The organism is Streptomyces sp. HNM0645 (assembly GCF_030056615.1).
Lineage (GTDB): Bacteria > Actinomycetota > Actinomycetes > Streptomycetales > Streptomycetaceae > Streptomyces > Streptomyces marianii.
The window spans coordinates 1-13064 of record NZ_JASHLT010000040.1 but is presented as its reverse complement, the minus strand read 5'-3'; the positions used below and the strand labels follow the sequence as shown (position 1 = coordinate 13064).

At 69.0% G+C, this 13064-nt stretch carries 16 protein-coding genes; 11 read left to right on the top strand and 5 right to left on the bottom strand.

Annotated elements, in window-relative coordinates; all coding sequences use genetic code 11:
* Positions 1 to 49: 49 nt before the first annotated feature.
* Positions 50 to 1081, bottom strand: coding sequence for a class II fructose-bisphosphatase (gene glpX, locus QMZ92_RS25020; protein WP_138053405.1), 1032 nt, complete (start codon positions 1079 to 1081; stop codon positions 50 to 52).
* Between the two features lie 124 nt (positions 1082 to 1205).
* Here glpX and QMZ92_RS25015 point away from each other — a divergent pair, with 124 nt between their 5' ends.
* Complete coding sequence (locus QMZ92_RS25015) at positions 1206 to 1760, top strand: DUF4245 domain-containing protein (RefSeq protein WP_283299724.1); 555 nt, start codon at positions 1206 to 1208, stop codon at positions 1758 to 1760.
* A gap of 276 nt (positions 1761 to 2036) precedes the next feature.
* Here the strand turns inward: QMZ92_RS25015 and QMZ92_RS25010 are convergent, their stop codons facing one another.
* The 3 genes from QMZ92_RS25010 to xseA form a co-directional block, all read right to left on the bottom strand.
* Positions 2037 to 2627, bottom strand: a complete 591-nt coding sequence (locus QMZ92_RS25010; RefSeq protein ID WP_283299723.1) for a malonic semialdehyde reductase — start codon at positions 2625 to 2627, stop codon at positions 2037 to 2039.
* Between the two features lie 238 nt (positions 2628 to 2865).
* Entirely contained in the window at positions 2866 to 3150 is a 285-nt protein-coding gene (locus QMZ92_RS25005; RefSeq protein ID WP_283299722.1) for an exodeoxyribonuclease VII small subunit, read from the bottom strand.
* A gap of 97 nt (positions 3151 to 3247) precedes the next feature.
* Positions 3248 to 4459 carry an exodeoxyribonuclease VII large subunit gene (gene xseA / locus QMZ92_RS25000; RefSeq protein WP_283299721.1) on the bottom strand — a complete coding sequence of 404 codons (1212 nt, stop codon included), beginning with the start codon at positions 4457 to 4459 and terminating at the stop codon, positions 3248 to 3250.
* Positions 4460 to 4784: 325 nt separating this feature from the next.
* Here xseA and QMZ92_RS24995 point away from each other — a divergent pair, with 325 nt between their 5' ends.
* On the top strand, positions 4785 to 5774 hold the full coding sequence (locus tag QMZ92_RS24995) for a 4-hydroxy-3-methylbut-2-enyl diphosphate reductase (RefSeq protein WP_283299720.1): 990 nt from the start codon (positions 4785 to 4787) through the stop codon (positions 5772 to 5774).
* A gap of 121 nt (positions 5775 to 5895) precedes the next feature.
* Positions 5896 to 6639 carry a polyphosphate--glucose phosphotransferase gene (gene ppgK, locus QMZ92_RS24990; RefSeq protein WP_283299719.1) on the top strand — a complete coding sequence of 248 codons (744 nt, stop codon included), beginning with the start codon at positions 5896 to 5898 and terminating at the stop codon, positions 6637 to 6639.
* A 139-nt stretch (positions 6640 to 6778) separates the two neighbouring features.
* Here the strand turns inward: ppgK and QMZ92_RS24985 are convergent, their stop codons facing one another.
* A complete protein-coding gene (locus QMZ92_RS24985) occupies positions 6779 to 7432 on the bottom strand; it encodes a DUF6542 domain-containing protein (RefSeq protein WP_283299718.1) in 654 nt (217 codons plus the stop codon).
* Positions 7433 to 7615: 183 nt separating this feature from the next.
* On the opposite strand from QMZ92_RS24985, the gene ychF reads away from it, so the two are divergent.
* The 8 genes from ychF to QMZ92_RS36495 form a co-directional block, all read left to right on the top strand.
* Positions 7616 to 8704: a redox-regulated ATPase YchF gene (gene ychF, locus QMZ92_RS24980; RefSeq protein ID WP_283299717.1), complete on the top strand. Its 1089-nt coding sequence runs from the start codon at positions 7616 to 7618 to the stop codon at positions 8702 to 8704.
* Positions 8705 to 8982: 278 nt separating this feature from the next.
* Positions 8983 to 9471 carry a hypothetical protein gene (locus QMZ92_RS24975; protein ID WP_283299716.1) on the top strand — a complete coding sequence of 163 codons (489 nt, stop codon included), beginning with the start codon at positions 8983 to 8985 and terminating at the stop codon, positions 9469 to 9471.
* 142 nt (positions 9472 to 9613) lie between these two features.
* Complete coding sequence (locus QMZ92_RS24970) at positions 9614 to 9820, top strand: hypothetical protein (RefSeq protein ID WP_283299715.1); 207 nt, start codon at positions 9614 to 9616, stop codon at positions 9818 to 9820.
* Entirely contained in the window at positions 9804 to 10328 is a 525-nt protein-coding gene (locus QMZ92_RS24965) for a DUF6879 family protein (protein ID WP_283299714.1), read from the top strand. Before QMZ92_RS24970 ends, QMZ92_RS24965 begins: the two co-directional genes overlap by 17 nt.
* On the top strand, positions 10318 to 11160 hold the full coding sequence (locus QMZ92_RS24960) for a helix-turn-helix domain-containing protein (protein WP_283299713.1): 843 nt from the start codon (positions 10318 to 10320) through the stop codon (positions 11158 to 11160). The genes QMZ92_RS24965 and QMZ92_RS24960 overlap by 11 nt, the downstream gene beginning before the upstream one ends.
* Positions 11161 to 11314: 154 nt before the next feature.
* Complete coding sequence (locus tag QMZ92_RS36500; RefSeq protein WP_502962130.1) at positions 11315 to 11662, top strand: DUF7848 domain-containing protein; 348 nt, start codon at positions 11315 to 11317, stop codon at positions 11660 to 11662.
* 430 nt (positions 11663 to 12092) lie between these two features.
* Positions 12093 to 12806, top strand: coding sequence for a hypothetical protein (locus QMZ92_RS24950; protein ID WP_283299712.1), 714 nt, complete (start codon positions 12093 to 12095; stop codon positions 12804 to 12806).
* 150 nt (positions 12807 to 12956) lie between these two features.
* Positions 12957 to 13064, top strand: a 108-nt coding sequence (locus QMZ92_RS36495) for a transposase (RefSeq protein WP_502961999.1), incomplete at its 3' end; no start/stop codon positions are given.

The window sequence follows — 13064 nt, the reverse complement described above, 5'->3', positions numbered from 1 at the left end:
ACCCCTCTCCGCGCTTCGTGTCCGCGTCCGGTGTCCTGCCGGGCGCGGCCTACTTGGCGCGGTCGAAGTCGATGGCGCTGTAGGCGCGCAGCTTCGACAGCCGGTGGGTCGAGTCGATCTGCCGGATCGTGCCCGACTTGGAGCGCATGACCAGCGACTGCGTGGTCGCGGTCGCGGAGCGGTAGCGCACGCCGCGCAGCAACTCGCCGTCCGTGATGCCGGTCGCGACGAAGAACACGTTGTCCCCGCTGACCAGGTCGTCCATGAGGAGCACGCGGTCCAGGTCGTGTCCGGCGTCGAGGGCGCGCTGCCGCTCCTCCTCGTCCTTCGGCCACAGCTTGCCCTGGATCGTGCCGCCGAGGCACTTGATCGCGCACGCGGTGATGATGCCCTCCGGCGTGCCGCCGATGCCCATCAGCATGTCGACGCCGGTGCCCTCGCGCACGGCCATGATCGCGCCGGCGACGTCGCCGTCCGAGATGAACTTGATCCGCGCGCCCGTCTCGCGGATCTCCTTGACGATGCCCTCGTGGCGGGGGCGGTCGAGGATGACGACGGTGACGTCCTCGGGGGAGGAGTTCTTCGCCTTGGCGACCCGGCGGATGTTCACCGAGACCGGGGCGTTGATGTCGACGAAGTCGGCGGCCTCGGGACCGGTGACCAGCTTGTCCATGTAGAAGACCGCGGACGGGTCGAACATGGTGCCGCGGTCGGCGGCCGCGAGCACCGCGATCGCGTTCGGCATGCCCTTGGCGGTGAGCGTGGTGCCGTCGATCGGGTCCACGGCGATGTCGCACTCGGCGCCGGTCCCGTCGCCGATCCGCTCCCCGTTGAACAGCATCGGGGCTTCGTCCTTCTCGCCCTCGCCGATCACGACGACGCCGTTCATCGACACGGTGCTGACGAGGGTGCGCATGGCCTTGACGGCCGCGCCGTCCGCGCCGTTCTTGTCGCCGCGGCCGACCCAGCGGCCGGCGGCCATGGCGGCGGCCTCGGTGACCCGGACGAGCTCCAGGGCGAGGTTGCGGTCCGGGGCCTCGGGCGAGACCTCGAGCTGGGACGGAAGATGATTCTCGGTCATCGGAGCGCACCTTTCTGTACGACGACGGCCGGTTGAAGAGGGTGCTGCGACTCTATCGGTACGCCGACAAAATGAGCAGAGGGGCCCACGTTTGAGCAGTCAACCTTGATGCGACCATAGTGCGGTGGCAGGCAAGCGAGGCAACCAGACAGTGCGTGGAATGATCCAGTCGATGACGGTCATCTGCGCGTTCGCAGGCGTCATCTACTTCTTCATTCCGCACGACGACTCCCTGGACCCGATCCAGCCCGTCGACTACAGGGTGGAACTCACGACGGCACGCCGGGCGGCACCCTACCCGGTTGCGGCACCCGCCGGGCTGCCCGCGGGCTGGAAGCCCACCTCGGTGACCTTCCGGCGCGAGGACGGCCATGCCTGGCACATCGGGTTCCTGGACCCGGACGGGCAGTACGTGGCGGTCGAGCAGTCCACGGAAGCGCCGCGGAAGTACGTCCCGAAGGTCACCCAGCAGGCGGCCCTGACCGAGCGCACCCAACAGGTGGGCGGGGAGTCCTGGCAGCGCTGGGAGGGCCCCAAGTACGACGCTCTGGTCCGCACCGACAAGGGCTCCACGACCGTGGTGACGGGCACGGCCTCGTACGAGCGGCTCGCGCAGATGGCCGCGGCGCTCGACTCGCGGTCCGGCGCCTCGCCGTCGCCGACTCCGCCGGCCTCCTGATCCGTCCTTCCGGGACGCACGCCCGCCGCCGGCCTGATCGGCACGGCGGCGAGCGGGCCGCGGGCGCCGTTCGCCCCCGGCCCCGGGTCGTCACCTGGGCGGTTCGCCCGCCAGGACCGCTCGACACGCACCGTCCCTCCGGCCACGCACGGTTTCCTCGGTCCGAGCACCGGTCCCTCGGGCGTGGCGAGGCCGCCGCACCGAAGCGGTGCGGCGGCCTGGTGCCGCGGCGCGTCCCGGTGGCGGCGGACTGCCCCGCCGGGCGCGGCGCGACGGTCAGACGGTGGTGACGACCTCGTCGAACGCCAGCCGCGGCGAACGCGGGAACCAGGCGCTCTCGCCCGGCTTGCCGATGTTGACGACCATCAGCGGGGTGTGGTCGTCGTCCAGGAACTCCTTCTGCACGCCGGCGAAGTCGAGGCCCGTCATGGGCCCGGCCGCCAGGCCGGCGGCGCGGACGCCGACGATGAAGTACGCGGCCTGGAGCGCGGCGTTCAGCACGGCGGACCGCTCACGGACCGGCCGCTCGGCGAAGAACGCGTCCTTGGCCTGCGGGAAGTGCGGGAACAGCTCCGGCAGCTCCTCGTGGAACTCGTTGTCGGCGGCGAGGATCGCGACCAGCGGAGCGGTGGCGGTCTTGGGCCGGTTGCCCTCGGACATGTGCTTCACCAGGCGCTCACGGGCCTCGGTGGAGCGGACCAGAACCACCCGCAGCGGCGACTGGTTGAAGGCGGTGGGACCGTACTTGACCAGGTCGTATATCGCCTGGACCTGCTCCTCGGTCACCGGCTCGTCAGTGAAGGTGTTCGCGGTGCGGGCCTCGCGGAAGAGGAGGTCCTGGGCGGCGGGGTCGAGAACGAGGGACATGCTGCTTGCCTTCCGATGAGCAAAGAGGATCAAGCTGAGCATTCACCGTACGACCGGAATAGATGAAGATTCAACCATTCGAGCTTTCGGGTGAGCCGAGTCACTCAACTTTCAATAACTCAACGTTCAACTAAATTGGGTCCGTGCTTATGCCCGCCCCTGGACGTGAAGGCCGCAGCGCCCCGCCGTCCGGCGCGTCCGATGCCGGCGCGGCGCCGGCGGTGGTCGGTGCGGCGTCTCAGCCGGCCGCGTCGCTCCCGTCCCGGCCGCCACCGGCACCCGCCCCGGGGGCGCCCGCCGCCCCGTCGTGGGGTTGGCCCCGCTCCGCCAGCGCCGCGTCCAGCCGCGCGCGGGCGCCGTCGAGCCAGCGGCGGCACACCTTCGCCAGCTCCTCGCCGCGCTCCCACAGCGCCAGGGACTCCTCCAGCGTCGTGCCGCCCGCCTCAAGCCGGCGTACGACCTCGATCAGCTCGTCCCGCGCCTGCTCGTAGCCGAGCGCGCCCTCGTCGGTGCTGGCCGTCATGTGATCCACCCTCAATTCCGCCTGTTGTCGTCCGGCCCTGCCGCGCGCGGGCCGCTTCCCCCGGGGCCGGAGGCCGCGCCACGTCCCACCGCGCCGCTCAGCCGCCCGTCACCCGGACCCGGAACTCGCCCTCGGCGACCCGCGCCCGCAGCTCCTCGTCCGCCGCCACCTCGCCGGCCGCGCGCACCACCGTGCCGTCCTCGCGCTGCAGCACCGCGTACCCCCGCTCCAGCGTCGCCGCCGGCGACAGCGCGACGACGCGCGCGTGGGTGTGGGACAGCTCGGAGTCCGCGCGGTCCAGCAGGTGCCCCAGAACCCGCCGGCTGCGGGCGACCAGGGCGTCCGTCTCCTGTTCGCGCTCCTCCACCATCCGGTGCGGATGCTCCATGACCCGCCGGTGCAGACAGTGCTGCAGGCCGCGTTCCTCGCGCTCCAGCAGGCCGCGGACCGTCCTCAGCGCGCGGTCCCGCAACGCCTGCACCCGGTCCAGCTCCTCGCCGACATCTGGGACGACCTTCTTCGCGGCGTCGGTCGGCGTCGAGGCCCGCAGATCGGCCACCAGGTCGAGAAGCGGGGAGTCCGGCTCGTGCCCGATCGCGGACACCACGGGCGTACGGCAGCCGGCGACCGCGCGCACCAGCTGCTCGTCCGAGAACGGCAGCAGATCCTCCACGCTGCCACCGCCGCGCGCCACGACGATCACGTCCACGCCGGCGTGTTCGTCCAGCTCCTTCACCGCCTGGATCACCTGGGGCACCGCACGCACGCCCTGCACGGCGACGTTGCGCACCTCGAAGCGGACGGCGGGCCACCGTCGCCGGGCGTTCTCCAGCACGTCCCTCTCGGCCGCCGAGGCCCGGCCGCAGACCAGGCCGATCAGCTGAGGCAGGAACGGCAGCGGCTTCTTGCGGTCCGGTGCGAAGAGCCCCTCGGCGCCCAGGGAGCGCTTCAGCCGCTCCAGTCGAGCCAGCAGCTCCCCGATACCGACCGGCCTTATCTCGGCGGCCCGGAGCGAGAGCTGCCCGCGCGGGGCGTACCACTCCGGCTTCGCGTGGACGACCACCCGCGCGCCCTCGGCAACGGCGTCCGCGACCGCGTCGAACACCTGGCGGTAGCAGGTGACGCTGACCGAGATGTCGTACGCCGGGTCGCGCAGCGTCAGGAAGACCACTCCGGCGCCCGGACGGCGCGACAGCTGGGTGATCTGCCCCTCGACCCAGACCGCGCCGAGCCGGTCGATCCACCCCCCGATGAGCCGTGACACCTCGCCGACGGGCAGGGGGGCTTCGGCTGACGTAGTGAGACCCATGCCCGCGAGCGTAACGGCAGCCTCCGACACGCCCGGGCCGACGGCACCGCACCCACTGCGCCGGGCCGGCGACTCCGCTTCCTCCCCTCCCGGGCCGGCGGCAGCGCGCCCGACCGCGTCCGGGCCGTGACCGCCACGTCCCGTGCGGCCCGGTCCCGCGCCCCGCGTCGCGCCCTTCCCGGAGCCGGCGACGGTGCCGGCGCCCGTCATGGGAGCCTCCGTCCCGTACGTCCCGCCCCTCGGAAGGGATCACGAGGCGTGGTCGCGGACCCGTACCGGTCTCAGCCCTGTGGGCGATCGTTGGGCCGTCGGGCGCGCCCTTACGATGGGGGACATGACTGCAACGAACGCCCGCCGCGTCCTCCTCGCCGCACCCCGTGGCTACTGTGCGGGCGTGGACCGTGCCGTGATCGCCGTGGAGAAGGCCCTCGAGCAGTACGGCGCGCCGATCTACGTCCGCCACGAGATCGTCCACAACAAGTACGTCGTGCAGACCCTGGAGAAGAAGGGCGCGATCTTCGTCGAGACGACGGAGGAGGTCCCCGAGGGCTCCATCGTCATGTTCTCGGCGCACGGTGTTGCCCCGGTCGTCCACGAGGAGGCCGCCGAGCGGAAGCTGGCCACCATCGACGCGACCTGCCCCCTGGTGACGAAAGTCCACAAAGAGGCCGTGCGGTACGCGAAGGACGACTTCGACATCCTCCTCATCGGCCACGAGGGCCACGAGGAGGTCATCGGTACCACCGGCGAGGCCCCGGACCACATCACCCTGGTCGACGGCCCCCAGGACGTGGACAAGGTCGAGGTCCGCGACCCGTCCCGGGTGGTCTGGCTGTCCCAGACCACGCTCTCCGTCGACGAGACGATGGAGACCGTCGACCGGCTGAAGACCAAGTTCCCGCTGCTGGTCTCCCCGCCGAGCGACGACATCTGCTATGCCACGCAGAACCGCCAGATCGCGGTCAAGCAGATGGGTGCCGAGGCGGACCTGGTGATCGTCGTCGGCTCGCAGAACTCCTCCAACTCCAAGCGGCTCGTCGAGGTCGCCCTGGGCGCGGGCGCCCGCGACGCCCACCTCGTGGACTACGCGCACGAGATCGACGAGACCTGGCTGGACGGCGTCTCGACCGTGGGCGTCACCTCGGGCGCGTCGGTGCCCGAGGTGCTGGTCGAGGAGGTCCTGGAGTGGCTGTCACAGCGCGGCTTCGAGGACGTCGAGATCGTCAAGGCGGCCGAGGAGTCGATCACGTTCTCGCTGCCGAAGGAGCTCCGCCGCGACCTGCGCACCGAGGCGTCGTCGCTCGTCGAGGACTGACGGACCGGGCCGGGAGCGGGATGCCGGACCCCTCCGGAGGGACCGGCGGACCTGGGGGAAATCCGGCGAAGGTCCCCTCGTCGGGGAGTGACGGTCAGCCCTTCCTCGTAACGTTGTGTCCATGAACGTCTTCGGAGTGGACATCGGCGGATCGGGGATCAAAGGCGCCCCCGTGGACCTGGACCGCGGCGACCTCGCCGAGCCCCGCCACAAGGTACTCACCCCCCACCCGGCCGCGCCCGAACCCGTGGCCGACTGCGTCGCGGAGGTGGTGCGGCACTTCGGCTGGTCGGGCCCCGTGGGGGTCACCTTCCCCGGAGTGGTCACCGGCTCGGTCATCCGTACGGCCGCCAACGTCGACAAGAACTGGATCGACGTCGACGCAGCCGGACTGCTGCGCGAGCGGATCGGCCTGCCGGTGACCGTGCTCAATGACGCGGACGCGGCCGGAGTGGCCGAGATGACCTTCGGTGCGGGCAAGGGCCGCAAGGGCACGGTGATGCTGCTGACCCTCGGCACGGGCATCGGCAGCGCGCTCTTCCTCGACGGCAGGCTCGTGCCGAACACGGAGCTCGGCCATCTGGAGCTGAACCACCACGAGGCCGAGAAGCGGGCGTCGACCAAGGTCAAGGAGGACGAGGGGCTGAGCTGGGAGCACTGGGCCCGCCGGGTCCAGAAGTACCTGGCCCACCTGGAGATGCTGTTCTCGCCCGAGTTGTTCATCATCGGCGGCGGCGTGAGCCGCAAGGCGGACAAGTTCATCCCGCTGCTCCACCACATCCGGGCGGAGATCGTCCCTGCCCAGCTGCAGAACAACGCGGGGATCGTCGGAGCGGCGATGACGGCGGCGGCCGAGCACGGCTGACGAGCGCGGCCGGTCCGCGCCCCGCCGACCGGCCGGACCGGACGGCACACGCCGGGGAGGCGCCCGTCACTCAGGTGACGGGCGCCTCGTCGTCGGGTGCCGCGGGCGCCCCCTCGGGCCCGGCGCGGTGCCCGGGGTCTCAGGCCCGGCGCGGCGGCCCGGACGGCCGGCGGGAACGGCGCCGGGTCGTCATCAGCCGGATCTTCCGCACGGTCGCGATCAGTCCGGCGACGAGCGTGCCCCCGTACAACCAGCCCGCCTGCACGGCCAGCGCGGTGACCACGGCCATGATCTGGACGCCGATGCCCCCGGACCCGCCGGTCCCCTCCGAACCTCCCGTGATCGGGAGCAGTCCCACGGCGAAGGCGATCGGCACGCTGATCGGCGCGGTGACCAGGTCCGCGCTCCGTACCCAGAACGCGGTCAGGGCGCTCACCGGCAGGAACAGCACCCCGTACACGACGGCCGAGCCGTCGAAGAGCAGCTGGTCGAGCGAGCCGATCACCAGCATGAGAACGCAGACGAACAGACCGGCGCCGAGTCCGGTCAGCCGCGGGTTCGGCAGTCTGCGCAGGGCGGCCACCAGTGGGGGGCCCTGGCGCGCGGGCCGTGCGCCCGGCCGCCTCCCGGGCCGTTGCGGGGTGTCCGGCTGCCCCGCCCCGCCGGGCCGGGCCGTGACCCGGTACACCGAGGCACCCTCGATGAGGGCTTCCTTGGAGAGGGGGGCCTGCTGCGAAAGAGGGGCCTGCGGCCGCGGCCGCTTCGACGGGGTACCAGTCCTTTGCTGCTCCACGTGACCAAACGTAGGTCGCGATGTGCGATCAGTACGTCACGGGACACGCCCTTTGGGTGAGCTTGGTCAAGAGTTCGAGACATCGCACGCGTGACGTACTCCGTCGGGCCGCCCGTAAACTGGGGGATCGGCCCACTCCCGGGCCCGGCCACCAGCCAGTCCTCACTCCAGGAAGTCGCCAACGTGTCGCTCACGATCGGAATCGTCGGTCTGCCGAATGTCGGCAAGTCGACCCTGTTCAACGCCCTGACCAAGAACGACGTGCTGGCGGCCAACTACCCGTTCGCCACCATCGAGCCCAATGTGGGCGTGGTCGGCGTCCCCGACGCCCGGCTCGGCAAGCTGGCCGAGATCTTCGGCTCGCAGCGGGTCCTGCCCGCGACGGTCGACTTCGTCGACATCGCCGGCATCGTCCGCGGCGCCAGCGAGGGCGAGGGCCTGGGCAACAAGTTCCTGGCGAACATCCGCGAATCCGACGCGATCTGCCAGGTCATCCGGGCCTTCAAGGACGAGAACGTGGTCCACGTCGACGGCAAGGTCTCGCCCAAGGACGACATCGAGACGATCAACACCGAGCTGATCCTGGCCGACCTGCAGACCATCGAGAAGGTCCTGCCACGACTCCAGAAGGAGTCCCGGATCAAGAAGGACGTGGCGCCGAAGGTCGCGGCGGTCGAGGCGGCCAAGGAGATGCTGGAGAAGGGCGACACCCTCTTCTCCCAGGGCATCGTCCAGGGCTCGGAGAACGCGGAGCTCCTGCACGACCTGCACCTGCTCACCACCAAGCCGTTCCTCTACGTATTCAACGTCGACGAGGACGAGCTGACGGACGACGCCTTCAAGGACGAGCAGCGCGCACTGGTCGCCCCGGCCGAGGCGATCTTCCTCAACGCCAAGCTGGAGGCGGACCTCGCCGAGCTCGACGAGGAGGACGCCATGGAGCTCCTGCAGTCCGTCGGCGCCGAGGAGCCCGGCCTCGCCACGCTGGCCCGCGTCGGCTTCAACACGCTGGGTCTGCAGACCTACCTCACGGCGGGCCCCAAGGAGTCCCGCGCCTGGACGATCAAGAAGGGCGCCACGGCCCCCGAGGCGGCCGGTGTGATCCACACCGACTTCCAGAAGGGCTTCATCAAGGCCGAGGTCATCTCCTTCGCCGACCTGGTCGACACCGGCTCGGTCGCCGACGCCCGCGCGGCGGGGAAGGCGCGCATGGAGGGCAAGGACTACGTGATGCAGGACGGGGACGTGGTGGAGTTCCGCTTCAACGTGTGACGGGCTGACGCCATGATCGGCTGAGGTGCTGGTCAGGCGGTAAAACCCCAGCTCAGGGGCCAGATCTTCGGGTCTGGCCCCTTCCCGTTTTCTCCGGCTGGATCAGCCTGTTTCCTGGCCTCGTGCTGACTTGGTGCTGACTCACCGGGCGGGTTTGTACGTGCTCTGAGCTGGGGTTTCCGGGGTGCCATGCGAGGCTGGAGAGAACGGGGGCGCACCTGGGGCCGGGCACGGGAAACCCGGTACGCACGCGGAAGGGCCGCCGGGCAGGATGGGGAGTGGCTGACCTGCTGTGGGATGAAGTCAGGGGGTTCTTCGACCCCGATCTGATGGGCGCGCTGCCAGACGTGCTCGTTCCTGGGGCCTCGGTCGAGGACTGGCAGGCTGTCCTCGACCTTGTTGACGTGAGCGGATGGAAGTGCCAGTACTCCGAAGGAGAGTCAGTACTTCCTGTGCCTCGGGCGGAGGTAGTTCTGTCCCGCCAGGCTGATGCGGAGTGTCCGCAGCTGAGGGTCTGGCTGGCCCCCGAGGTGCTGGTGATCTTCCGGTTCTACTCGGCAGACGAGATCGACTTTGATGTCGACCTGCGGGAACTCCAGGGGCAGGAGCGACTCGACTTGTTCTGCGGGTTCCTCACTGCCATTGGACGGCGGTTGGGCAAGCCGGTGCTGATGGATGCCGAGGGCGGTGACGGCAGCCATCCCGTACTTGGATTCGAGGTCGAGAGCGATCGTGTCGTGCTGTTGGCGGAGCCGCTCGCGTCCTGACGATGTTGCTTCGGGCCTCCGGGAACGGCCCGTCTTTATGCGACAACGCGAATATTCGCGTGACCGCATGGACGGCGGCAGCGCCCCCTCCGTACGGTCGTGATGCCGCCCCACGAGGGGGCGCGGGACAGGGGGTTTCACCATGGCTCGTGAGGAACTGACCCGGCTGACCGGCAACGGGAACGGCGAGTGCGGCAAGGACGACTGCCCGAACGTCTACCGGACAGCGTCCGGCTCGTTCGTCGTCCAGGGCGACGTGTCCAATGCGTTCACCGCTCCCGAAGGGGAAGGGCTCGTGGAGATCCCGGAGGAGACGTTGAGGGAGGCTTTCCGTGCTCTTGGCTGGTGAGGCGTGGGCGGCGCGGTTCGAGCGCTTCACGCAAGAGGCGTGGCGTCTTGAGACGTTGCCGCAGTACCTCATGCCGCAGGAGGATGAGGAGTTCGCGGCGTTCCGTTCCGGGACCCGTATCGACCCGGAGACCGTGGCGAACGAGTACACGGATCGGCTACGCCGACAGGCGGCAGAGGGGCGCACGCAGGGCCGCGTCCACGTCGTGACCCGCCCTCTCTCTGAATACCTGCGGTTCGAGTTCCACCACTACTACAAGGCCCATGCCTTGGCCGGTGAGCAGATCCGCATCCTCGATGTGACGGACAGGCTCAATCCCCTTGAGGGCGCACAGGACTTCTGGATGTTCGACCACTCCGAAGTGGTTCTTATGAACTACCACCCGGACGGTAGGCAGATCAGCCGCGAAGTGTACGAGGGCGATACGGCGCCGTTCGTCGAATACCAGAGGATCGCTGTAGCCGAGTCGGTTCCCTTTGAGGAGTACGTGAAGGGCCTTGACCTTTGAGCCAGAAGCCCTAGGCCAATCCAGGTCAGACCTAGCGGCGGTCCTGAAGAAAGAGCGCAAGCGGGCCGGCTGGACTCAAGTCCGGCTCGCGAAGCGCTGCAACATGAGCCAGACAAAGATCAGCAATATCGAGAGCGGGAAGCTCACCCCCGCCATAGTCGACGTAGAGCTGATCCTTGATGCCCTCGGAGCGGAAGGGCCATTGGCGGCTGAGATCCTTGCTCTCGCCCGCTCCGCGAACACGGAGTGGCAGGACCACTGGAGTTCACGCCGCAGGGGTCTGGACAAGAAACAGAACGAGCTGGCCAGGCTTGAGGCGGTCTCCACGGAGTTCCGCTATTTCCTGCTCTCCATGATTACCGGCCTGCTCGCCACACCTGAGTACGTGCGCGCGAGCATCGCTGACGTTCCTGGAGACCAGTCCAAGACCATCGCGAAGAAGCTGGAGCGGCAAAGCGTCCTGGTCAATCCGGAGAAGCGGTTCACATTCCTGCTGACGGAACAGGCCGTCAGATGGCCGCTGCTTCCTCCCCTGGAAATGACCATGCAGATGGACCGGCTCGTGTCTGTGTCCCGTATCCCGAATGTGCGGTTGGGTGTGATCCCCTTGGGTGGACACATTCCAGAGCGACCCCTCAACACGTTCACCGTTTATGACCGTCGCCTGGCCACCGTGGAGACAGGAACAGGGGCCCTGATACTTCGGGACCATCGGGACGTGAACGTGTACCGAGAGGACTTCGAGCGGTACGAGGGATACGCCGTGTGGGGTGACGACTGCCGTTCACTTTTGAACGACTGGGCCATGATCTTTACCCGACAACGCCAATAAACCTGGGCCCCTCCGGCTCGCCCGATGAAACTGGTTGCTCGGGACATTCGGTTGGGGAGGCGGCAAGCGTGAGTAATCCGAGAACGACGATGAGCGGCCCGGTGCATTTGTCTCTGCCTCGGACTCCGCCTGATCCTGCACCCGGCTGCGGGGTGTGCGCGGCGTTGTTCTCGCAGCGTCAGGCGGCGCGGGACAGGGGCGACCTGTCGGCAGCGACGGACGCGGACGTGGAGATCCGCAACCACCCGCACCGGACACGCGGCCGGGGGCGGCCGTGAGCCGCGCTGTCCTGCGCTACGTAGAGCACCGGATCACTCAGCACCCGGGCACGGACGTGACATTCGAGGCGGAGTGCCTGGCCTACGAGTGCGGGTGGTCGGCGCAGCCGTCGGCGGATGGTGCGGCCGTGGACGTGGAGTGCATGAGCCATACCGGTCGGACAGGGCACGGGAGCTTTCGGCGCGTGTGTACGTCGTTCGCCTTGGTGGTGCGGACCGAGTAGAGACGGTCTCGGCGCGCTGGAAGGGGCGGAGTGAGCGACGGGCTCCCCTCTGCCCGCCTCTGTCGACCTCCCCCGTAGTCGGCAGAGGCGAGTATCGCTGCTTGGGTCAGATCGTGGACACGACGGCGTAGAGCAAGGAGAGGGCGAAGAGGGTGGGGTGTGACCCCTGGGGCCAGTCGGCAACGACCGCCCTGTCTTAGCAGCGCAAATTCCGCCACGGTTCCAGACCGCTCCGCCCCTCAGCCGGCGACTTGCTACGGGTTGTATCCGCAGGTCAGGAGAGTGTCGGGGCTCCATCTCCCGGCGGCCTGAGCGCATAGGAATGGGGTGTTCGCCTTCCCGTGACGCTAGGGCCTGTCTGATGAGTCGTGCAGGGGGCGTTCATGGATGCGGAGTCGTCCCGGCAGCCTCAGGGCAGTTAAATGCTCGGGTGGTGAACTGGGCACGGATGTACGACTGCCACGGGGACATCGATCGCGTCCCCGAACTCCTGGCGCGCGTCGAGCGCGAGGACGACGCAGAGGCATGGGATGAGCTGGGTTATCGGCTGGTCCTTGAGCGCGACTTGGTGTTCCCCGCCAGTTTCGCCGCACTGCCGCGTCTCGCGTCGCGGAGCGCGCGGGCGCGCGGGCTGGCCGGGACGATCGTGCGGTGCGCGGCAGGGGGCCACGGGTGCGACGATCTGCTCGCGGGCTGTGCCGACGCGATCGCGGAGTTCCGTGAGCTGCTGGATCGGCACCTGCGGTCGCGGCCAGACGACTACTTCGCGACTTTCCTCGACTTGCTCGCGGCGGAAGAGCAGTACCACTGGAGCGCGGTCCTGGGGGACTTCTCGGATGACTTCTACCAGGTCGCCTGCCCTCACTGCGCTGCGGAGGTGACGATCGCTATCGGCGATTACGGGCGCTACTCAGCCATCCGGGACTGGCACCTGGGCGACGTGGACCGACGCGGACTCAGGCCGGCGTCCCCAGAGGGCCTTTCCGGCGTCGGTCGATGGATGCATGAGACTGCCGTCCGTGATGGGGAAGTCGTGCTCGCCAACGGGATCGCCCATCTCTTCGGCCATGCGGAATGTCCGCGCTGTGCCAGCGTCTTCAACATCGCTGATGAGTACGCGTCTTCCAATCGCCCCGTCATGTGAGCGGTGTGTCGGGAGCGAGCGGCTCTCGGCGTGCGCCCGGCTGGTTGTGCGGGAACAGCCACATGCGGGCCAGCCTCTGCGACTGAAGCTTCCCCTTGATGTTGGACAGCTGGAGACTGGGACGTGAGGTTCCAGAGGAAGTAGTGCCAGGTGGGAAGCAAGAGCAACCGCAGCAGGCGGTACTCGGAGGAGTTCAAGCGCGACGCGGTCGCGCTGGTCCGCTCCTCCGGCAGGACCGTCACCGAGGTGGCCCGGGAG